Consider the following 23153-nt stretch of genomic DNA (forward strand, 5'->3'; position numbering starts at 1 on the left):
ACCATTTTCCTTATCATCTTTTCTGTATATATTAAAAAGACCATCAACTAACTCATTTGAGTTTGTCGACAGTCTGACAGCGCCGTTGGCACTGTCACTTAATTAGTTTGCGAATCTGTTTGGCTGTCTGAATAAAATCCTTCTTCCCACAAGCATTTAATCCATCCAACAAGGCCATATACTCCAGCTCATCCTTTTCCTTAACAATACGATGTGGATTATGAAATTCCGGAATTAATAAAATCTGATTCATATTAATTTCCAACGTCAAACAGATATGGGTTAGTATATCTAATGGCGGCTGTGTATTCCCAGTCACATAAGACGAAATCGAACGTTGTGTAGAACCTACGATTCCCGCTAATTCTGATTGTGTCATATGTTTCCGTGCTAACCCTTCTTTGATCGCATAACCAATTGCTTGGTTGATCTCCGTTGTTTTTGCCATACTCCCACTCCTTAAGTATGTACATTATAAAATATTTTGATTAAACATTCTCTACGATACCAAAATAAAGAGTATTATCGTCTATTTATTTTTACAAATCCACTATAATGTATATTTTTTAGAAAGATTGTGTATATCTGTATAATTTTGCTACGCCTCACTCCTTCTTTCATGGTATACTGAATGCAAAGAAAGAAGGTGCATTATGGAGTTTTTTAAAACCTATCACGAAGTTGTGATGAAGGCGATGGAAAATGCCACAAAAACCAATGAAGATGCTATTGAAAAAGGCGCAAAACTGATGGCAGATGCTGTCCAAAATGGTCATACCTTATATACCTTTGGAACAGGCCATTCCCACATGATCGGTCAGGATGTGTACGCAAGAGCTGGCGGTTATGCAAAAATTTATCCAATCGTTGAGATTGAGATGACTTTGGCAACCCATCCTACCAAGAGTACCCATGTGGAACGTACGGCGGCTTACGCTGATGTATTGGATGTGTTATATCACATTGAAGATGGCGATGTCATCATCGCCACAAGCAACTCCGGACGTAATCCTTTGGTGATTGAGTATATGATGCGTGCAAAAGCAAAAGGTGCTAAGATTATTGCGATTACTTCCTTATCTCATTCAAAGACGATCAAAAGCCGTCATGAGAGTGGCAAGCGTCTGTTTGAGTTAGCTGATGTTGTCTTAGATAATGTCGCTCCTTATGGCGATGCCGGAGTGGATATTGATAAGGAAACACGTATGGGGCCAATCAGTACGCTGACCGGATGCTATCTGGCACAATTGCTGATGGGATGCTTTGTGGAAGATTTGAAACAGCGTGGGGTAGATGCTCCCGTGTTTAAATCCAGTAATATGGATGGAGCAGACGCCTATAACCAAAAGCTGTTTGATGCCTACGTTATTAAAAAGTAGAATGCTTTGCAGGTAACAGATCCTCTGGGAGATTGAAAAACGATTTGATCTTTACCTACATAGAAAACTAAATAGAAAAGCTGGTTGTAAACAGTAAGTGAATCCCTAAATTTGGACATCCAAGGAAAAGAAGTCGGTAATACACTTACGAACCAGCTTTTTTTGTATGCTTTTTTTATTTAAACGATGCATGCCTTAAGCATGAAAGACAAGATAGGCGGCCCCAATCAATCCACAATCTTCATCCAATTGTGCTTTTACCACCTTCACATTATCTTTTAAGGCATCATATACTTTTTCTTTCACACGTGCTTCCATCTCTTCAATAAAGCCCTCAATCTTTAATGCTACACTACCACTTAAGACAAAGATATCCGGATCTAAAACAGCATAGAAAGTCGCCATTAAATTTGCCAAATACTCCTTGGCATCCTCCATGATCTGCATTGCTGCCACATTGCGCTGTTTTGCCAAATCATTGACTTCACCGGCATGCGCAACCGTTAAACCGGCTTCTTGTGCACGTTTGGTAATGGCAGTACCACTGGAAATAGATTCAATGCTGCCTTTCTTTAAATCCCCCTGTGAAGGTCCATCTTTCCAAAAGATACAATTCGCAATTTCTTGGGCAAAGCCCCGGGCACCATGGAAAAGCTGTTTATCAATAGCTAAACCAGTACCGATACCTGTCGATATCGTTAAAAACTGTACATGCGAATATCCTTTTCCTGCCCCGATTGCAGCCTCTGCCAAACATGCTAGATTTGCATCATTTTCTAAAATAACCGGCACTTGACACACTGTGGATAACTCCTTGGTAAGAGGAAGATGATGCCAGCCAGGAAGATTGGGCGGAGTTAAGACTACCCCATGTACCAGATCCAAAGGCCCTGGACAAGATACGCCAATCCCTTTTACCGTATGTCCAAAAGCGGCAATCGTATCTGCTATTCTTTGAAACGTGATAGCAGGATGAAGGGGATCTGTCGCAAACTGTTCGCGTTGTAAAACTTCATAAGCTTCATTAATCAGTGCTACTCTGGTATTTGTACCACCGATATCAATACCCACTGCATAATTCATAAATTTACCTAGTATAAGAACATCCTTCCTATACCTATCCTTTCTTTCATATTTTTTAAGTTGTACTGCCTGTTTATAAGGATTCCTTTAAAAGCTGTACTAGCAATATCCTTCTTGTGCATGTGCCACCTGCATCAGCCAAAGTATGCTTTTAGTCATAGCAATTAACATCCAGCTAAGGATCTATCTTCAGCCAAAGTATGCAATATTAGCAATTGACAAAAACCTCACCAGTAGCGCACAACATCCATCACAGCACTTAAACAGACATCTTTCACTAAGAAAAAAAGGGGACTTTCATCCCCAAAGCAGATTATTCGTAATAGCACTTCACTTTGTCGTTGGAGTTGAACAAGCGAATTTTTTCTTCGACTACTTTTCCACAAGCTTCCATTGCGTCTGGATAGATTTCCAGTGGTTCGCGATAGCCTGGATTTTCTGCCAATGTCTTACGACACTGTGTATAGAAAGCAACCTTGATATCGCTGGAAATATTGATCTTGCAAATACCATTTGCTACAGCAGCCGCAATTTCTTCATCCTTGTTACTAGATCCACCATGTAATACCAATGGTACATCTACCTGATTTGTAATGTCTTTTAAGATGTCAATGCGTAATTCTGGTTTCATATCTTTTGGATAAATACCATGTGCGGTACCAATTGCTACAGCGAAAGTATCAATACCCGTATCTTCAATAAACTGTTTTGCTTCTTCAGGCACGGTATAGATAACACCTTCCGTTCCACCTTCAATGGAATTGCCAGTAGTACCAATGGTTCCCAATTCAGATTCTACAGATACATTTACGATATGTGCAGTTTCTACAACCTTCTTTGTAATCGCTACATTTTCTTCATAAGGCAGCTTAGATGCATCGATCATAACCGAAGTCATGCCGGCACGGATAGCACGTACAGCAGTTTCATAAGAATCTCCATGATCAAGGTGGATACATACCGGTACATCTGTCTGTGCTGCTTCGTAGATCATTGCCTGAATCTGTGCATTTCCCACGAAGTTAAATTCATCTGGACTCATTTCCAGGATAACCGGACTCTTTAATTCTTTCACTTTCTTCATTACAACCTTTAACAGCTGGTCTGAACCGATATTGAATGCAGGTACAGCAAAGTGATTTTTCTGTGCGACTTTTAATAAGTCTTTCATATTCATTAACATAAGTTTTACGCTCCTTTTCCCTTATAGGGATTTCCCTTGTGATTTTGATAGTTTGATGTAATGCTTAATGATTTCCTGACTGTCTTTTTCTACCTGATGCATCATTACCCAGTAATTGATGTCAGGGTCTTTTGCTAACTGTTGTTTGATACTTGCGACATTGGCATTCATGAAGTCACAGCCAACGTTGATTTTATTAATACCATATTGAACACAATTTTCTATATTCTGATCCCCTGAGCCACTGCCGCCATGCAGCACCAATGGCATGTTTGTTAATGCTTTGATTTCTTTTAGACGTTCAAAGTCAAATTCCGGCACATAGCCTTTTGGATAATTGCCGTGTGATGAACCAAAGGAGATGGCTAAGGCATCCACTCCGGTTTCCTGGGCAAAACGCAATGCCTGTTGCGGATTGGTTTTCATATCCTCATTCGTAAAGTTATCCCCTGCACTTGCGCCCATGCAGCCGATTTCCCCTTCTACACTGGCGTCAAACTGTTTGGCGAAGTCAACGATTTCACGCGTCATGCGGATATTGCCTTCTAGATCATAACGTGAAGCATCGACCATAACACTGCTGTAACCATCTTGCAGGGCTTTTTTTAACAGCCCGACATCTTCACCATGATCGAAGTTTAAGGCAACTTCAACACTGGCACGGTTTGCTAACAGCTTAACGATTGGCGCAATCAATGCACTGTCACAATGATTGACCATATGCTCCTGCACAATGTTCACGATGATTGGAGCACGCAGCTCTTGTGCTGCGTTGATAACGGCACGCGCCGTTTCAATATTAAAGCAATTGATGGCCATAACGGCATAGTTGCCTTCATTGGCACGTTGTAACATGCCTTTCATAGATACGTACATAGAACCCCTTTCTGTTGAATGTCACGATTGGTACTGGTTAAGCGTAGGTTTGTTTGAGAAGGCAGGAACAACCCCTTATATCGTCCCTTGCACCTTCAAGGTTTAACCACCTTTTCTTAGATAGCACCAATCGTGTTTTTTTCAACATGTCATCTTAGGAAATCTTGATATCAGATAAATCCATTTCCTCTTCTACTTCTTCTTCCTGTACTTCATCAGCAGCAGTTCTTGGTTTCTTGATCAATACCAGCAGAATCGCTGTTACACAAGTACCTGCCAATAGCGCAAACAATGCACCGATTGGATTTGACATTGCCGGAATTACGAAGACACCACCAGATGGTACAGCACTTGCAACACCTAAGCTAAAGCTGATAGCACCACAAACACCACAACCGGTTGCTGTACAGATGACCGTACGAATTAAGTCGTTCATAGCAATTGGAATAACACCTTCACTAATCATGCACAGACCCATAGGGAAGGCAACTTTGATGTTTTCTACTTCGGTTGAAGTATAGATGTTTTTCTTCATGAATTTAGAGAATACGAAGGATAAGGTAATACCTAGTGGAGGTACCATAGCAGCTAATACTTTAATTGCTTCTGGTTCCTGGATTCCTTCCAGTAACAGACCATCACAGATTAGGTTAGGTACTTTACTGATAGGTCCACCGAAGTCGATACAGCCAAGTGCACCAATAATGAAGCCATACAGAACTTTTGCGCTCTTATCAAGACCAGTAATGAAGTTTGTTAAGGCTTCTGTAGCCCAAACGATTGGTGTACCGATAACGAAGTACATCAGCAATCCACCAAGAATAGCAGATAAGGTTGGAATGATCATCATAGGCATTAAAGCTTCTGCCCAGTGAGGAACTTTCAAGTTCTTGCGGATGAACAGTGCGATGTAACCAACGATGTAACCTCCGACCATACCACCTAAGAAGCCAGCTCCTAAGAAGGATGCAATCTGTCCCATTAAGAAACCTGGGGCAATACCTGGACGATCAGCAATTGAGTATGAGATGTAACCGGCGATAAAGGATGGCAATAAGCCCATTCCCAGAACACCAAGTGAAGTTAAAGCACTTGGAATTGTCATTTTACTTAAATCTGTAACAACTTCGCCACCCATTAAATTACCAATAGCAATCAATAGACCACTTGCTACAACCAGCGGCAGCATGTAGGAGATGGCAGTGAGGGCATGTCTTTTCAATTCTGCTCCCAATTTTTTCATTTCAATTTTCCTCTCTTTCCTTATTTGTTTAATTCAGCTTCGATTTTCTGAAGTAACTGTTTTGGCGCTTTTACGCAAACATTGGTTGGAACCTTAACAGTTCGTTTCCCCTCGAATCGTTCTGTTCCCGTGATGGCAATGTCAATTGCCAGGATGACAACATCGGCAGCTTCGATTTCTTCCGGTGTTAATTCATCTTCGGTTCCAATAGTCCCTTGAGTTTCTACGTGAATCGTGTGTCCCAGACTTTCAGCAGCACGAATCAGTTTTTCTTTCGCAATATACGTATGAGCAATACCGGATGTACAAGCAGCAACAGCAACTATTTTCATTTGTACGTCCTCCTTTCTTAACTGTCTATATTATAATCGTAAGAAAGGAGATGGGATTATTTCTATAGGGCTTTTTAATGCGGTAATTTTTCCCTTATTTTAAAAAGGGGCGGAAATAATAATGCGGTATTTTTTGAGGTTGTGGGAAAGGGAGCAGGAAGAATAATGTGGAAGTTTTTTGGAGTAAAGATAGGATTGATTGTGTGATGAAAGTGGTAGGGATGGATGGAGGAAAATGCGAAAAGAAAAGATGCAGGGTGTGGCTGCATCTGAAAAGGTACTATTCTCATCCGTCTTTAATCTCTAATAATTCTTCATAATATATGACTGGAATTCAGAAAAAATCCAAGTTACAAAGGACGTTGCAATATCACTATGAGCATATGTTCCCTATAATATTCAGCTTGGAAACAATACCAATAGTATTGATAGGTGAAATTCACTTCCTTGGTGTCATTACAAAACGATTTAATCCGCCTCGAATTATACACGGTTAAAATCCGAATTATGTAATTCTTTCCAAACGCTCAAATTTTTTATAGTATTTCTATTAAGCATTCGGTTCTGAATGATAAATCTCGTGTCATCCTCATAGTGATATTTTTAAATTTAGTTTAGAGAAAAACACGATTGTCTAATCTTGTTTTTTTCCCAAATTAGTTACATATTATTTCGATGCTAAAAAATTGTTATATTATATATAGTATACTGACAAAAGTAAATTATATACCGACATTAAACCGGCATTTTTATATTATTTCATAAAAACCAATCATTCCTTTCTGCTTCGCTTCAAGGCACACATAGGTATGAATAAGTGTGCTTAGCGAAATCTTTCTTATTTGAATTTCTTATCTATTTTGTTATCATGTGCTTGAAGATTGAAGTATACTACAAAGCACGGTATGGTGAGTTGCAGATTTCTGCACTCGTTCAGATCAAATCAGCATAAAAACAGCATCATACTCGATATCTATCCCTACTCTAATAGGAATTTTAAATTCCATTTCATTATGTTATGGTAGCAAGAAAATAGAGCATTTGCTTTTCATTTGTGTTTAAGCAAATACTCTATATAAAATTTTATCATACAGTTTTGAATCATCTTAAAAAATTTAATACATTTTTTATTGCTTCCCTTTTCCAGTAGGACAAATTAGTTTTTGAACTAACACTTTTAGGTTTGCTAGATTACATTCACTCAATACTTCCATATTTTTACTATGCAATATATAAGCTGCCAACCTTCAAACTAGCCTGTTCCAATACATTACTCTTGATTTTTCCATAGGTTGCATCACTTAATCCAACTCACTCATTATCAATTTCACTTCTATGGAAGGCAGACAGACAGTTTCGACATGTATATCATTGTCCAAGCCAAATCGCATATCTTTTTATTTCTTATCTGTCTTTTTCTCCAACATTTTTATAGAGTTCAAATAATCTTCTTCTACATCACTGAAAGTTTTTGCTTTATATTTCTTATATTCATCTGTTGCCTTATCGATAGCTTGCTTATGAGAAATACTACCATTTCCCTGTAACAACTGTTCTCCACTCATTGTAAGTATACGATCCAAATGTTCTGCCCAATCTTTCATGGTCATTTTCTGTTCACGCTCCGCCTGGCGCTCTGCAAAATCCAAATATCCTGACACAAGCTGTCCCATTGCCCGAAGTTCTTTTTCACTCAAATAATTTTTGGCAATAATAGCTTCCTTCAAGGTTGGTTGATTTCCTACAAATGTTGTAAGTCCCATAAAATCTTTTTCTGCATCCGCTCTTGTATAAATAACTTCAGCCGCCGTCTGGCCATGAATGGCGTAGTGAATTTTATTCTGTACTTTTTTAAAGAAAAGAATAGATATTTCTGCTTTTGGGTCATAATCAATACTCGTAGCATATATTTCCAGAATTTGCCTGTAAAATACTTTTTCGGATGCACGGATGTCTCTGATTCGTTCAAGTAGTTCTTTAAAATAACCACCGCCACCCAGATTTTTAAGTCGTTCATCATCTAATGCAAAACCTTTTCGCATATATTCTTTCAATATGTTGAGTGCCCAAATTCTGAACTGCGTACCACGCTTAGATTTTACACGATAACCCACAGAAATAATAACATCCAGATTATAATAATCAACTTGATATGTCTTTCCGTCTGATGCAGTTGTTGCAAAATTTACAACAACTGATTCTCTCACCAACTCCCCCTCAGAAAAGATATTTTTAATATGCCTTGAAATCGTCGATTTGTCTCTATGAAATAATTCAGCCATCTGGTCAATGGATAACCATACGGTATCTTCGTCAAAAGTCGTTTCGATTTTTGTTAAGCCATCTTCTGTTGTATAAATGATGATATTTGATTTCTGTTCCATATTTTCTCGGCTATTCATACATACACCTCGTTTCTAAAAAGTGCAATGCCCATTGCACTTTTTAATTAAATTAAATGCCCTTTATACCATTCAATCACAGCATCCCTATCAGACTCAAAGAACTGTGTGGATATATAAATATCAGTATCATGAAACTGTAGCGCTTTCGCCCTATATCTTTTATGAGTGGAATTCCCCATATTGTCTGTTCTATGATTTGCAACTGCCGGATAATCTGTGGCGTGAAATAGTGATTTTGTATATTCTTTTGTTTTCAGTTGTTCCATTTCAGACACCGTAATCTTTGATTTATTTATAAGTGCCTCAATCAAATTATAAAACAATTTTCCAACTGGCACTAACCCTTCTAGCCAAGTATTTTCATCATCAATATCAAAAGGTGCCTCTGAAAGAGAAAAATTAAAATCATCTGTTTCCAATTTCATTCTTAAAAGTAAATCTTTAATAAATGAAATAATATTATTTGATGATAGATTGGTCTCATAAAATATGCCACTATTATCAATCTGTCTAGCCTTGCGAATTTTTCTTTCATCATTACTTATATATGTTTTATCTGCATATGGGATTGAATAATCCTTTTTAGCTAAATCATTAAATGTTTCTGTGTCTAAGTCATAAGCAATATTAATGAATTTTACAAGTAAGTCAGTCCAACTTAACACCTTAACGTATTCGCCAACAAATGAAAATTCCTCTGGTTTCGTATTAGAAAAATTAATACCACTATTAACTCCAAAGCTCAATTCATGTGTTTCAATAACATCAGCGTGTTTTTCAATATATTTAAATTTATCCATCAAAATATTTGAAAGCGTCTTTGCTCTGTTTAAAATTGCTTCCTCATTCCAATTAGTTGCCGATAAAACTTCCTTATTCAAAACATTTGCCTTTGAATTCTCACGAATAATTTTTTTCTTGTCATTAAAGGGCTTTGTTCCCAGTTCACTGTTATGCCCAGTAATCGTTAAATTCCCGAGTGTATGCAGGTATTTCTCATATACCACACTATAATTATCACCAACTTCTTTTTTCCATACTGCAGAATTTTCTTTTTGTGGCAAAATATGCTCTATTGTTAGATTACTAACATCAAGATGCTCCTTAGTGGAGTTTTCAATTACAGAAAGCACAAATTTACAAATCGGTTTCTTGTATAACGGATTATTAATAAGTGCATATTCAAATTCTTTATCTGTTGGCATACGATCATTTGACTTTGCATCATTAAGAAAAATTACGAATTTTTCATAGTAATTATCATAATTCCCATCAATCACTCTATCATACATCGACTTCATGAACTTTGACAAATTTTTATTGATTTCACAAGCAGTTTTTCTAACAAGATATGTAAGTAAATAATCTAGCACTTTACAAAGAATTACTTCGTCAATATTCTTGTCCTCATAATCATTCATAATCCTAAACAAAAGGGGAATAATTGTTGTTTGCTTAATCGTATAAAAAGCCCTCAGATAATTTGAGATTTCCTTATTGTAATTATCATTTTCACCTATAAAAGCTCCATAATATTTTGATGTTCTCTTCAATTTTTTTAGTATATCTTCATGGCTTAAGCTATTTTCTTCACAATGTTCTATAAATAAACGGTATGCATTATTACTATTTACAGACTTACTTATCTGTGAATTCAAGAAATTTATAACAAAATCGCCCAGATTTCGATAACCTACATTCTTTTCGATTTCAGACCAATAATTCTCGTAAAGTTCATCTTGATTTTCATCGTCCATAAGCAAATAATTTCTAATCAAATCTGCCAGGCTTAATTCCAATCCAGTTGAATTGATAGACTCAAAAATCTTCTGCGGTTCATCTCCTTGATATTTATCTAGGACAATTTCTACCATTTCTAATTTTTTAATACCATTAAGAATATCATTCAACTCTGAACCCGATGCCAATGTATTTTCAATCAAGTTTTTGAAAGTAATATAATTTTTATAGATATTGGAGTTTCTATCCATTTCATCGATTTTATCTTTAATCAATAATAACAACTGCTCATTATCTGATTTCACAGGCTTTAATTTAATCTTGTATTTTTCATCGCAATTTCTATTAAACATTACTTCTTTTATTTCGGTTTCTATTCTAACTGATACCTCTTTTGCTGCATCGTAAAGAGCCTTTAGAAGAATATACACAGTCGTAATGCGCTGTTGTCCGTCTATAATCAACGCTTCATTTAAGTTGCTGCCATCAAGACCAACAATATAAACAACTGTTCCCGTGAAATGTTTATGGTCTCTTTCATTTGCCTTCATAATATCTTGATAAAGTTTTTCACACTGTATATTGGACCAGTCATAATTACGTTGATATACCGGCACTTTGAACACTCTTTTATTTTTTTCAATTAAATCTGAAAACACCCAAACCCTATAAGGTTGCATAATCTCTTCTCCTTTGTCTTTAACAATTTATTTTATCTAATAGAACCATTTCATAATTCTTATTAAATCATCATAAAATACCATAGAGCTTCCTCAATCATTTTCCAGTGGGCATTGCGGTGGTTTTGATTCTTTGTGCTTTAGTTATTATAGCAATCTCTTTCAAGAATTCCATATTTTTGTTTTATTTGTGCTATATACAATGATGAAACCTTTACGTTATGTCACTCAAATATACTCCTCAATTTCCTCATAAGTCGCCTTACTCTCCGCCGCTGTCAAATTTATCTCACTCATTATGAGTTCCACTCCTATATTCTGCTATGTATGAAATTTGGACAACAGACATACCGTCTCAACGGTATTCCCTTTGTCCCACAAAAGTTCCGTAACTTCCCCGCCATCCTTGAACACCGGAAAATTCAGGCCAATCCGCTTTAGCGGATATTCAGACTCGTCATTCCTGTAAATTTCAATTTCCTTAATCAAGGCTGTGACCACATTTCTCTTTTCTTCGTCATTTATTATATTATAAACGCAGTCGAAATTCACCATGATTTTGTAAATATTCTCAAGAGTAATTGCCTGTTGCTTAATTGCATCTCGCCGAAGTCTGGCATCTTCGATTTTTTCCTCCAGCTCAACAATGACATCATATAGGGAATCTAACCGCAAGGTCATATCATGGAGCTTTCGTTCCCGGTATTTTGCATCAGCAGGGAGACTGTCAATTTCCCGTTCCAATCTTGTTTTATTCAGATCAACTTCCTTCAGCTTTGCCTGATAGCCCTCCAGTTCTTTATCCACTGCTTTCGTGTCAATCTGAACGCCAATCCGTTTTTTAATGGCCTGGGCATATTCCTCATTCCTTACGATCTCACGAATTGCCTCAATGACCATCGGTTCAATATCGGTCTTTTTCAGCATTGCCTTATATTCACAATGCTTACCCCTGACCATCCTATTCCGACTACATACATAATAGTAAATTTCTTTGTAAGTGCCATCTTTATTTGTCCATGCGTGTTTATTCGTATACATGGGACTTCCACAAACCGGGCATTTCAGCAGACCTGATAACAAATGAACTCGATCCCGCCCAATTTTTGACGGTTGCTTTACTCCGGTTCTAAGACGCTTGGCATGAGCCTTTTCCCATACCTCCTCACTAACGATTCCTTTATGCTGTCCCTCTGTCAGAATGTAATCGTCATTTCTTTTCATCTGGTAATCGTTTTTTGTGCCTTTGACTTTTTCCTTCGTTCTCCGTCCATAGGCAATTTTACCGCAATAAACCGGGTTATCCAATATCAGTTTAATAAAATGTCCTGTCCAATCCTCTAATGTGCCATTCTGCCTCGGAATTTTCCGTATACCTTGTAAGTTCAACTGATTCGCAATACCACCCAAACCGATTTCCGATGAAGTATATAATTCAAAAATCTTCCGTATTGCCACAGCCTCTGTTTCTTCAATCATCAGCTTGTTATCTTCCAGTGTATATCCGTAGGGAGCAAAGCCACCATTCCATCCACCTTGCCGTGCCTTTTCGCGCCGTCCGTTCATCGTCTGCTCGATAATATTCTCACGCTCAATCTCAGCCACAGCAGATAGTACAGAAATCAAAAGTTTTCCGCTTGTCTGAGAGGAATCAATCCCTTCTTCTATGCAAATCAGATTTACACCATAAGATTGAACCAACTCCAAAGAGTTAAGTATATCTGCTGCATTACGGCCAAACCGTGACAGCTTATACACTAAAATATAGTCAATGTCCAAGCCATCCTCAATATCTCTGAGCATTTTTTGAAAGGCAGGCCGTCCCTCAATGGATTTACCGGATTTACCGGCATCTTCATAAGTATCAACAATGATCATTTCCTCACGATCCGCAAATCGTGTCAGCATATTTTTTTGACCTTCCAGGCTGTATCCGTCCACTTGCATCTCTGTGCTGACCCTCGGATACAAAACACAGCGTTTTCCATATCGGTTCATAATTCATACCTCCAAAATTTACTTTTGGAAAATATCCTATGTAAAGCTGCGATTCTCACGCAGCTCCGTCAACCTCGCCCAGCACTCTCATACCATATTTCTCGATGATATGTGCCAGCGAAGTGATAAACGCTTCAAATTTTTGTTCCGCCAGAAGTTCTTCTGACCGGATTTCATCTGAAGGAATCAATGCGCTTTTATGCTGGATATTCTCCATTCAGAATCACCTCCGCAATTCCTAACGAAATTATAACTCTACTTGCACAGCCTGAAAATGATACGGCCTTTCGGCACTTTTATGTAATCCCCAGACTGCACAAGAGCGTCTTGTTTATGTTTTCCATGTCATCCTTGTTTAGATGACCAATATAGTTTTTTAACCTCGACTTGTCGATTGTTCTGATCTGTTCCAGCATAACAACAGATGGTTTCACCAAACCGCATCTGTCATTTAAGTGGTAATGCGTGGGGAACTTTCTGCCTTTTTTGCTTACACTGGTAATTGCTGCAATAATAATCGTAGGACTGAAACAATTTCCCACGTTGTTTTGAAGAATGAGTACAGGACGAGAGCCACTTTGTTCGGAGCCGATACCAGGGCTTAAATCAGCCGAATATATGTCACCTCGATGGAATTTTTCAAACATCACTCTCGCCTCCTTAATATCTTAATACTTAAACAGCCGCACCAGTCTGAAAGAAATCTTCGGATAAAAAACCTGGTGCGGCTACTGTTATTCTGTTCGGATTACTCGTCATATTTGCCACGCCCCCTGACGATGGGAACACAACAGGTCTCCGCTGGCGCGGCTGTCATAACTCCGCAGCATCGTTCGTATCGTGTGCCGCAGGGTTCCCCCCAAGTCTTTGGCGGGCCGTGAGGAAGTATCTTTAAGCCCCCGCGCCCTCATCGCGCCGGATGTGCCACCATCCGGGTCGCAGGGACGTTGATCGCTCCGAAACAGCTTGTCCATCACCTCCTGGCTGCTCCATCTTCGCGGCGTCCTGCACTCGCTCATGCGCGGGTTATGTACCTGTTCTGCCGTGTATTCAGTTGTCAAAGGTCAGCGAAAGAAAAGCTCCTTCTTGACAGCCATGACAAAAACAGGCGATTTGTCCTGTCTGTACTGCGATTTATTTAAAAAAAATATTTTGCCTTGTCCCTTCATAGAAGCTGCGGACAGCGCCATCTCCTTACAAGCACAACAAAATAGGTACTATCGTACTCAAAAACGCCTTTTATGAGGTTCTTCCTGCAAGGAAATGGGCACGATAAAATATGATAAAGGAGACGATAGTGCCTATGGAACTGATAAAAGAGCTGGGACGAAGGATACAAAAAGCGCGTAAGGAAAAAGGATTGACGCAGCAGGAACTCGCAGATCTGAGCCACGTTTCTCTAAAGCACGTTCAAGGCTGCGAAAGAGGGGTGAAGAATCCTTCTTTTGAGGTTCTGCGCGCTTTTTGCAAAGTCTTGAATTTATCTTTAGATTCCCTGATGAATCTCGATCTGCCTGAAGATGAGCAAGCCGCCAACGATATGCGGCAGCTTTACCTTTCGTGCCCTCCGGCTGCCAGAAAAGTGCTGTTAAACTCGACCCGTGCGTTGACTGATGAGCTAAAAGAGATGGTGCAGACGGCTGGGGTTGACCCAGATGAACATTTAGAGAATAAGTAAGCCGGTGGAGGAATAAAAACCTCCACCGGCTCTCTTTTTGCCGCTATGCGGCGGTCAGGTTATTGGGCCGTATCCAGCAACCGCGCCAGCTTCTTCAGTCCGCGCCGGATGCTCTCCCACACGCGGCGGCGGTCAGCACCCTCGATCCGAGCGATCTCGGCCACCGTCATGCCCAGGTAAAACCGGGCGTAGATACGCCGGGCCTGGATGGCGGTCAGCTGCATCAGCGCGGCATACACTTCCTCCCGCAGCTGCTTCTGCTCCAGGACTCCCTCCGGGGTGAGTGGCCGGTTGAGGGCATCGTTTTCAATGCCATCCTCCCGGTTCAGAGAGTAGTGAGCCTTGTGCCGGAACTTCCGGCGTTCATAGGCGGCATCGTCCTGCTCCTGGCCCCGGATCGCGGCCACGACTTCCTCGGCCACGTCTACAAAGACATCGGTTTTATACACATCGGGATACAGTTCCCGAAGATTGATCTTCTGCATTATGTACCTCCATTTCGATTCACGGGTTGACGGGTGAACCGAAATGAAGGCGGTGAGCGACACCTTTCGGGGAAATTCCCGAAAAAACGACAAACAAAAGCGCCAGCATCCGAAGAACGGCGGCTGGCGCTGCTAAAAGAGGACTTATGACGCTTATGGACCAGCCACGATAGTGCCTGTTCATAAGCAGATGGGGGCCGATTGGCGGTCAGGCTTTTTTTGACAGGTAAATTCCTGCCGAATTATGTCGAAACGGTCTTTGCTTCACGGCGGCTCCCTCCTAAAGCCGCCGTGTCAGCGTGTAGTCGTCACTCCTTTGTCGAGGGCATAAGGAACGGCGGCCTTGATGTTACTCAAAACCGCCGCAGTACCTGGAAAATCCATTTTGGGCGCACAAAGCTGCCTGCCCTGCAACGGTTTTTTTCTTTCCCCGTCTTGCGGGGCAGGATCGCTTGGCTTATTCGGTTTTAGTTTTGCTCTTGTTCGGCTACCTCTTTCAGCCGGTCAAAACTCTCATCGCTGATGATGTGTTCAATACGACAGGCATCGGCCTCCGCAGTTTTGGGGTCAACGCCTGCGGTGATAAGCTGCTCGGTAAAGAAGCAGTGACGCTCGTAGATTTTTTCGGCAACTTCCCGGCCAACATCGGTCAGATGGAGAAAGTGATCTTCGTCCATCATAAGAAAGCCGCCGTCCCGCAAGGTAGCCACTGCATGGCACACGCTGGGCTTTGAGATCTCCATGTGCCGGGCCACATCTACGGGGCGCACCATACCGAGTTTCTTTGGAAAACAAGGATGGTTTCCAGGTAGTCCTTCCCGGACGCATGAAGTTTCATATTGCGCTTCTCCCTCAAATTATCAGGCAATGCTCCAGCCCTCTGCCTGCTCACGGATTGTAATGAAACGACGATAAAGTCCTTCCTGATGAACAAGCTCCTGATGTGTTCCTTTTTGAACAACTTGACCTTTATCCACCACTAAAATCTGGTCAGCGTGTTCAATCGTTGCCAGACGGTGGGCGATAACGATAACCGTTTTTCCAATGGTCAATTCACTGATTGCCTGCTGGATCAGATGCTCATTTTCGGGGTCAATACTTGCTGTTGCCTCATCAAGAATGACAATGTTGGCATTTTTCAAAATGGCGCGGGCAATAGAAATGCGTTGTTTTTCTCCGCCAGACAGCGTAGAGCCACCCTCGCCGATCACCGTTTCATATCCATCGGGAAGAGCCATAATGAAGTCGTGGCACCGAGCCTTTTTCGCAGCTTCTATAATTTCTTCCTGCGTTGCACTTGGATTGCCGAAACGGATGTTGTTTTCAATGGTATCGTGGAACAAATAGACCTTTTGAAAGACCATCGAGATATTGCGGAGCAAACTGTCACAGGTCATGTTTCGCACATCCTCACCGCCTACTGTGACCTCGCCGCTGTCCACATCATAGAAACGGGCAATGTGTGCTAACAAAAAAAGCGAACTTAGTTATCCTACGCTTAAAAAATTTTGCCTTCTCATAACAAAGGCACTCACAATGATCCGATTTTCCCGCCACAAAATGTATTGCAAAGCATTATAAGACGCCTAAATACACTTTGTGGCAGTTAAAAATCGGTCTGTTATTACAAATCACAGTTCATCCAGCAAAGGAAAAGAAGTCTGCAATCCGCTTCTTATTCCCGTCTGTCCATCCGCCGCTCCATACTGTCTTGCCATGCTCAATGAACACGAAATAATTACAGCATTTTGCGATCAACTCCGGGTCATGGGTAATAATGAACAGCGTTTTTCCCATATCACTAAGCCGCTGCAAATTGTCGGCAACCTCCAGCATATGATGATAGTCCAGGCCGCTGGTCGGTTCGTCAAACACCAGGATCTCTTTATCCGATGCAATCGCACTTCCAATGGCTACCCGCTGCTTTTGACCGCCGGACAGGGACATGGGATGCAGTTCTTGATACTCCAACAGATTCAGACTCTTTAAGATTTCTTCCGTCTGCTTCTTATCGACCTGCTCGTCCTCGCCCTGCATACTCAACAGAATTTCATCCGACACGCTTTCTGTAAAAAGTTGATGGTTTACGTCCTGCATGACCATGTAGCACTTTTTAATGCGCTGTTTTGCACCAAGCGTTTCCTGCCCGATCTGCAACGTACCTTTTGCCGATTTCTCCAATCCGCACAGGCACTTTGCAAAAGTGGTCTTGCCTGCGCCGTTGTCCCCAAGGATTCCCACAATCGCTCCCTGCGGAACGGATAGCTGCGGGATATTCATTGCCTCCATCTTTCCGTAGGAAAACAGGAAGTTTCTGATTTCAATAGAGCCGCTGCCCAAAGATGTCGCTGGTACCTTGCTGAAGTTAGCCGGATGGAGGGAGCGAAGGCCCATTGATTGAAGCTGCTCCACACCGAGCCGCCCAAATGCGGCGGCAGACATATCCTGCTCAATTCGCCCATTTTTTAAGTAGATCACCCGGTCTGCTATGTCCATCAGATAATACAGCCGGTGTTCTGCAACAATGACCGTCTTTCCCATCGCTTTCCATTTTGCAACAACCTGTTTCAAATCAGCAATCGTAGCAACATCAAGGTTGGAGGACGGTTCATCCAGCACAAAGATGTCCGGCTCCATAGCGGAGACAGATGCACAGGCTATTTTCTGCTTCTCACCGCCAGAGAGTGCGAACAGGCTGCGGTCAAGCAGTTTTTGAATCTTTAACTCGCCTGTGACCTGTCCGATGCGCCGGTATATTTCTTCTTTCGGTAATCCGATATTTTCACAGCCAAAGGCGATCTCTCCGGTGGTATCCACATTGAAGAACTGGGAACGGGGATTCTGGAATACGGAACCAACTGTTTTAGACAGCTCATACAATGGGGTCTTTACCGTATCCTTTCCGTTTACAAGAACTACCCCATTCAGCTTTCCTTCATAATATTCCGGCGTCAGCCCATTGATTAAGCGGGTAAGGGTCGTTTTGCCGCAGCCGGATTCCCCGCAGAGTAAAACAACCTGTCCATCAGGGATCGTCAGATTCAGGTTATAAACGCCGCTTTCTCTCTCCGTACTGTGATAAGTAAAAGTGACATTTTGAAATTCAATCATAGACTTGTCACCTCCTACAAAAACGACCAGACCAGCAGGTCAACCGAGAGCAACGCAATAATCAGGTCATACGCAGTAAAGCCGATGGCCGCAATACTCGTCCTGTGCTTTAAGCCTCCCAAACCTCTGGTGAGAGCCGCCGCAGATAATTCATCACCGATCTTAACAACCGACATCATCAGCGGAATTACCCGGTATTCCAGAAGTGCGGTAGGATTCTGCCAGAACTTCTTTGTTCCAAACTGGATTTCACGCATCCGCATGGCGTCCGTGATCGCAGCCGATTCTTCACCCAGCGTAGGAATGAACCGAAACACAACGGTAATGGGAATGATGAACGCCTCCGGGACGTGCCATTTCTCCATAGCGGCCACAAATTCATCAGTAGAGGTAGATTCAATAATGTAATAGCCCAACATAAAAATTGGGAACAGGCGGATTACCATTGCAACCAGCAGAACAGAAATCATGTTAAGGACAGATGGCAATACATACATCCCCTGTGTCAGCTTTGCCACAACTGCCAGGGCGAACAGTCCCCCATAAATGAGGGCTGTCCGCACCTGACGGTTTATCAGGAGCAAGGTCAACGGGATTATCGCCACCACAGCATCCATCGCAAGGTTTTCATATACGAAGAACATCAACGTGGTGACGAAAGCCATAAACAAAATTTTTGTGCGTGGATCAAGATAGAATCCTTTTTTGGCGGGTGGTTGATAAGCCTCATATCGTTCCATTATACAATGCCTGCTCTTTCAAAGTGTTTTTTCAGCATCTTATACCCAAGCAATGCGCCTAACAGAGAGCCTACGAAGATGATAGCAACTGCGGCAATCCCCATCCAGGACGGCATATAACGGGCTAATTCACTTGCGTACTGTTCTCCCATAGAAGTTTCCACCTGCGCCATATATGTATCAGCCATTACCCACATTGGAGCCTGGCATCCGATCATGCCGCAGGAGAACAGCCAATAGCCAATTACATCCACTTTGAAGCTCTTATAATTTCCTGCCTTTAGCACAATATCCGCAATGATACCAAATACGACATAGCCAACAACCGCCGTCCATGTATAGCCCATAAGGAACCAGAAAACGCCGCAGATTACCGACATAATCGTAACCATGCCAAATTTCTCAGTTTTCGTCAGAAACAGCATGAACGGAATACCGGAAATTAACGGAATCAAAACATACAAAAACGGATAAAGCACCGGAATTGCATTGAGCATACCTACAACGAAAAAGATTACGATGTAGATAGCGGTATAAATACCGACATTGATAAGGTCTTTCGCTTTGAGCTTTTTATTTGTTTCCATTTTAGAGAACCCTCCTTAAAATTTGTTGTTTATCTATTTGACTGCTGCAAAACAGTACAAATCCTGTTTAGTTGCCGGCATTCAGCTTCCAGCCGATTGCCTCCTTGCGCCCAAGTACAAAATCAGCATAAATGCCCTGCTGTTTAATCAAATCGTCATGTTTACCCTGCTGCACGATTTTTCCGTTATCCACCACCAGTATCTGGTCTGCGTTCCGCACAGTTTTCAGCCTGTGTGCAATCATAATGATTGTTTTATCCTTTGTCAGTTCCTCAATGGCTTTCTGCAGGCGATCCTCGTTCTCAGGGTCTACATTTGCAGTTGCTTCATCTAAAATAACGATAGGCGCATCTTTTAACATAGCCCTTGCAATGCTGAGCCTTTGCTTTTCACCTCCGGAAAGAGAAGCTCCGCCCTCACCGATAACCGTATTGTAACCGTCAGGAAGCGCCTCGATAAAATCATCACAGCAGGCTCTTTTTGCTGCCGCAACAACTTCGGCATGGGTAGCCTCCGGTCTGCCAAACTTAATGTTATTTTCAATCGTATCTGCAAAAAGATAGACATTCTGGAACACCATGCTAATCTGCTCCATCAGGGATTCCAGCGTGTAATCCCTCACATCTTTTCCGCCAATTTTAACCGAGCCGCTATTTACATCCCAAAACCGGGCAATCAGGTTACAAAGCGTTGTTTTGCCGGAACCAGAGGGACCGATCACTGCGGTAGTGGTTTTGTCTGGAATCTGCAAGTTGATTCCATGAAGAATTTCTTTGCTTTCATAGGAGAAATGCACATCATCAAATACAATGTCATGTTTCTTCACAGCAAGTGCTTTGCCGCTTTCGTCCATCTGCTCCATGTCCTCTGTCTGTAATGTTCTTTCGATGCTACTGTCTGCCAGACGCAGCATGGAAATACCCATTCCGAACAGCTTGATCTGCCCAAACACCAGAAATGACATAATAATCACCATCAAAGTATTAACTAATGTCATTGTTCCATTTATCCAGAACACAACCGCTGCCAGCATCATGCCGATACCCGCAATCTGCAATACAAGCTCCTGAAAAATCGTGTAAGGCGTCATAAGCTGCTCCATACCAAGATTGCTTTTCCGGTTATATTCCAGCGCATCCTGAAGATTTTTATCGCCCCGCCCACTCAGGTTAAAAGACTTGATAACGCCCATTCCCTGCACATATTCCAGAACAGTTTCAACAAGAGCCGTTTGAGATTTTTGCGAGTTAGGCGCAATGACAGCAGATTTTTTCTCCATAGAAGATACAACCAGCAGATACACGATGATTCCTGCTGCGGCAATCAGCCCGATCCTCCAGTCAAAAATTAAAATCATTATAGTAAACACAACCGTTCCTATAACGCCGCCTAAAATATTTACCAATGTCATAGGAACCAGATTTTCAATATTGCCAAGTACCGTTGTACATACTCCAGTTACCTCGCCCAAACTGTTCTCGTTAAAAAATCCCATAGGCACACTTTTTAGGCGGTTCCCAATAGAAACCCTCCGGTTAGCTGCCATGAAATAGCCGGCGTGTGTCTGCTGTAATTTTGAGAAACGGCTGGTAACTGCATTTCCAATAATGCTGACGACCATAAAGGCAAGGGAAATCCAGACAGTTTTCATATCCTTATCTCCGTTTGTCAGTGCCATTACCACAAAGTAAATTGCACCAATCTCAAACATATGGAAAACAGCGTTCAGAAAACTTACCGCCACGGATTTATTGATATTGCCTCTTTCCTCACCGGAAAACTCCCATATTTTTTTGAATGTACCAATCATGCCACGTCACCGTCCTTTGCTCCAATATGCGCCTGCCACATGGATTCATACAACGGGCAGCTTTCTCTAAGTTCCTCATGCCTGCCGCTCGCCATTATTCTGCCATCCTTAACTACCACAATTTTATCTGCGTCCTTAATGGTTGAGAGCCTGTGTGCAATAACAATTACCGTTTTTCCTTTTACAAGTTTTGCAATGGCTTCCTGTATGACCGCTTCATTTTCCGGGTCTATGTATGCCGTGGCTTCATCCAGAATGACTATCGGAGCATCTTTCAGCATCGCCCTTGCAATGGCAATCCGCTGACGTTCTCCGCCGGAAAGATGCGCCCCTCCGCTGCCTACCTTTGTGTCATAACCCTTTTCAAGTTCACGGATAAACCCGTCACAGCCTGCCGCCCTGCAAGCAGCCTCTATCTCTGCATCTGTGGCCGACATTCTTCCCATGCGGATATTTTCACGGACAGTTTCATCAAACAGAAAATTATCCTGAGATACAAAAGCCGCCTGATCATACAACTGCTTCAGAGGAATTTTCTTTTCATCCACGCCGCCTATTGTCACTGTTCCGCTTTGCACATCCCAAAAACCTGCTATCAGCTTTGCAATAGTTGACTTGCCTGAACCGGACGGACCTACCAGAGCCGTCATGGTTCCAGCCGGAATTGCAAGGCTCACATCGTGAAGTATTTCTTTATCTCCGTGATACCCGAAAGACACATGGGAAAGCTCTATATCCATCTTTCCAAATGTGACGGTTTTTTCTTCATGCTGTTGTTCCTCTGCAAGAAGAACTTCATCCACCGATTCCACCGTTGTTCCCACTTGTGCAAGCGTATCCACAAAATTCATAGCAGCCATCAATGGCCCCGTAATACCTAAAGCCAAAATGACGGTTGTAATAAATACTTCCGCTGACAAACTTCCCCCACGGTAAAAAACAAAACCGACGGGGAGAATCGTAATCAATGTAGCAGGTACAATCGAGTAAGCCATCGACATACCAAACTGGCTTTTTTTCATCCAGTTATAGTAATATTTCGCATTGGCTTTCACTCTGTCTGAAAATTTGGCATATGAACTTTTTCCCTGGTTAAATGCCTTAATTACCTCAATGCCGTTAATGTATTCTACAATCGTTTCATTCATTTCCTTTGTTGTTCCGACAGCTCCCTCATAGTCCTTACTGTAAGAACCCATGACCGTCATTAGGAAAACCATGCCTGCCGGAATGGAAACAAGCGACAGGAGCGCCATGCGCCAGTCAAGGATAAACAGGTAAACAATAATCAGTATCGGCCCTGCTATATTTGCCGTCAGCTCCGGAAACAAATGCGCCAGTGTTGTTTCCATACCGTCCACCTGATCCACAATAAGCTGTTTCATCTTCCCACTGGACATATCTGTCACTGTTCCAAGAGGGAGTTTCGGCAGTTTTGCCAATATTTTTTGGCGGATAGTTTTTAAAACGGAAAAGGTTGCCTTATGTGATATGGACAGCGCCAAGGTATAAAGCAGTGTCCGCACTAAATAGCCTACCATCCCAATGCACAGCCATTTGAAGTACAATGACATATCCCTATTTCCTTCAAGCAGATTCACAATCATCTGCGCCGCAGCAAAGTATGGAAGCATCCCGCCTAAGACACCGAGAAATGCGCTGATAACCGCACAAATCAGTCCTGAATGCTGCGATTTTCCAAGCTCCCAAACACGGAGTAATGGATTTTGTTTTTGCATATAGGTTCCTCCTTGATAAGTTAGATTTCGCTAACCATATATTAAAAAAATATAGTAGCCAATAAGAAGATAACAAAGTGTGCT

Annotated in this window: 19 protein-coding genes and 2 pseudogenes; 2 read left to right on the forward strand and 19 right to left on the reverse strand. The window is 41.7% G+C overall.

Annotated features, from left to right (window positions below):
• Positions 1-94 precede the first annotated feature (94 nt).
• The gene (locus ACESSZ_RS10215; protein ID WP_008689622.1) at positions 95-448 is read right to left on the reverse strand and encodes a helix-turn-helix domain-containing protein; all 354 of its coding nucleotides are present in this window, start codon (positions 446-448) and stop codon (positions 95-97) included.
• A 205-nt stretch (positions 449-653) separates the two neighbouring features.
• Between ACESSZ_RS10215 and ACESSZ_RS10220 the strand changes: the two genes are divergently transcribed.
• Positions 654-1379: a sugar isomerase domain-containing protein gene (locus ACESSZ_RS10220; protein WP_008978791.1), complete on the forward strand. Its 726-nt coding sequence runs from the start codon at positions 654-656 to the stop codon at positions 1377-1379.
• A gap of 195 nt (positions 1380-1574) precedes the next feature.
• On the opposite strand, the gene ACESSZ_RS10225 is transcribed toward ACESSZ_RS10220, so the two are convergent.
• From ACESSZ_RS10225 to ACESSZ_RS10270, 10 genes are all read right to left on the reverse strand, one after another.
• The gene (locus ACESSZ_RS10225; protein ID WP_331866647.1) at positions 1575-2462 is read right to left on the reverse strand and encodes an ROK family protein; all 888 of its coding nucleotides are present in this window, start codon (positions 2460-2462) and stop codon (positions 1575-1577) included.
• 313 nt (positions 2463-2775) lie between these two features.
• Positions 2776-3645 carry a ketose-bisphosphate aldolase gene (locus tag ACESSZ_RS10230; RefSeq protein ID WP_132224383.1) on the reverse strand — a complete coding sequence of 290 codons (870 nt, stop codon included), beginning with the start codon at positions 3643-3645 and terminating at the stop codon, positions 2776-2778.
• Between the two features lie 21 nt (positions 3646-3666).
• Positions 3667-4521 (reverse strand): class II fructose-bisphosphate aldolase, encoded by an 855-nt coding sequence (locus ACESSZ_RS10235; protein WP_008689626.1) that lies wholly within the window; start codon positions 4519-4521, stop codon positions 3667-3669.
• Between the two features lie 154 nt (positions 4522-4675).
• A complete protein-coding gene (locus tag ACESSZ_RS10240) occupies positions 4676-5764 on the reverse strand; it encodes a PTS fructose transporter subunit IIC (RefSeq protein ID WP_008689627.1) in 1089 nt (362 codons plus the stop codon).
• 20 nt (positions 5765-5784) lie between these two features.
• Complete coding sequence (locus ACESSZ_RS10245) at positions 5785-6096, reverse strand: PTS fructose transporter subunit IIB (RefSeq protein WP_331866648.1); 312 nt, start codon at positions 6094-6096, stop codon at positions 5785-5787.
• Between the two features lie 1397 nt (positions 6097-7493).
• Entirely contained in the window at positions 7494-8498 is a 1005-nt protein-coding gene (locus ACESSZ_RS10250) for a virulence RhuM family protein (protein WP_331866649.1), read from the reverse strand.
• Positions 8499-8545: 47 nt separating this feature from the next.
• Positions 8546-10921, reverse strand: a complete 2376-nt coding sequence (locus ACESSZ_RS10255; RefSeq protein WP_270373412.1) for a DUF262 domain-containing protein — start codon at positions 10919-10921, stop codon at positions 8546-8548.
• Between the two features lie 321 nt (positions 10922-11242).
• Entirely contained in the window at positions 11243-12919 is a 1677-nt protein-coding gene (locus ACESSZ_RS10260) for a recombinase family protein (protein ID WP_499842784.1), read from the reverse strand.
• Between the two features lie 55 nt (positions 12920-12974).
• The gene (locus ACESSZ_RS10265; RefSeq protein ID WP_171905590.1) at positions 12975-13136 is read right to left on the reverse strand and encodes a hypothetical protein; all 162 of its coding nucleotides are present in this window, start codon (positions 13134-13136) and stop codon (positions 12975-12977) included.
• A gap of 79 nt (positions 13137-13215) precedes the next feature.
• Complete coding sequence (locus ACESSZ_RS10270) at positions 13216-13566, reverse strand: type II toxin-antitoxin system PemK/MazF family toxin (RefSeq protein ID WP_069432433.1); 351 nt, start codon at positions 13564-13566, stop codon at positions 13216-13218.
• 656 nt (positions 13567-14222) lie between these two features.
• Between ACESSZ_RS10270 and ACESSZ_RS10275 the strand changes: the two genes are divergently transcribed.
• Positions 14223-14597, forward strand: a complete 375-nt coding sequence (locus ACESSZ_RS10275; RefSeq protein ID WP_004797313.1) for a helix-turn-helix domain-containing protein — start codon at positions 14223-14225, stop codon at positions 14595-14597.
• A gap of 59 nt (positions 14598-14656) precedes the next feature.
• Here the strand turns inward: ACESSZ_RS10275 and ACESSZ_RS10280 are convergent, their stop codons facing one another.
• The 8 genes and pseudogenes from ACESSZ_RS10280 to ACESSZ_RS10315 form a co-directional block, all read right to left on the reverse strand.
• Positions 14657-15082, reverse strand: coding sequence for an RNA polymerase sigma factor (locus ACESSZ_RS10280; RefSeq protein WP_379689565.1), 426 nt, complete (start codon positions 15080-15082; stop codon positions 14657-14659).
• A gap of 467 nt (positions 15083-15549) precedes the next feature.
• Positions 15550-15920: pseudogene (locus ACESSZ_RS10285) on the reverse strand (metal-dependent transcriptional regulator).
• A gap of 22 nt (positions 15921-15942) precedes the next feature.
• Positions 15943-16542: pseudogene (locus ACESSZ_RS10290) on the reverse strand (ABC transporter ATP-binding protein); the annotation flags it as partial.
• Positions 16543-16720: 178 nt separating this feature from the next.
• Positions 16721-18193: an ABC transporter ATP-binding protein gene (locus tag ACESSZ_RS10295; protein ID WP_379689564.1), complete on the reverse strand. Its 1473-nt coding sequence runs from the start codon at positions 18191-18193 to the stop codon at positions 16721-16723.
• 14 nt (positions 18194-18207) lie between these two features.
• Positions 18208-18933, reverse strand: a complete 726-nt coding sequence (locus ACESSZ_RS10300; protein WP_379689562.1) for an energy-coupling factor transporter transmembrane component T — start codon at positions 18931-18933, stop codon at positions 18208-18210.
• Positions 18933-19520 carry an MptD family putative ECF transporter S component gene (locus tag ACESSZ_RS10305; RefSeq protein ID WP_499842785.1) on the reverse strand — a complete coding sequence of 196 codons (588 nt, stop codon included), beginning with the start codon at positions 19518-19520 and terminating at the stop codon, positions 18933-18935. Before ACESSZ_RS10305 ends, ACESSZ_RS10300 begins: the two co-directional genes overlap by 1 nt.
• 67 nt (positions 19521-19587) lie before the next feature.
• Entirely contained in the window at positions 19588-21330 is a 1743-nt protein-coding gene (locus ACESSZ_RS10310; RefSeq protein WP_290904812.1) for an ABC transporter ATP-binding protein, read from the reverse strand.
• A complete protein-coding gene (locus ACESSZ_RS10315) occupies positions 21327-23069 on the reverse strand; it encodes an ABC transporter ATP-binding protein (protein ID WP_499708100.1) in 1743 nt (580 codons plus the stop codon). The genes ACESSZ_RS10310 and ACESSZ_RS10315 overlap by 4 nt, the downstream gene beginning before the upstream one ends.
• Between the last annotated feature and the right edge of the window lie 84 nt (positions 23070-23153).

Origin of the sequence: Eubacterium sp. 3_1_31, assembly GCF_964249515.1 — a bacterium.
Taxonomy (GTDB): domain Bacteria; phylum Bacillota_I; class Bacilli_A; order Erysipelotrichales; family Erysipelotrichaceae; genus Longicatena; species Longicatena caecimuris.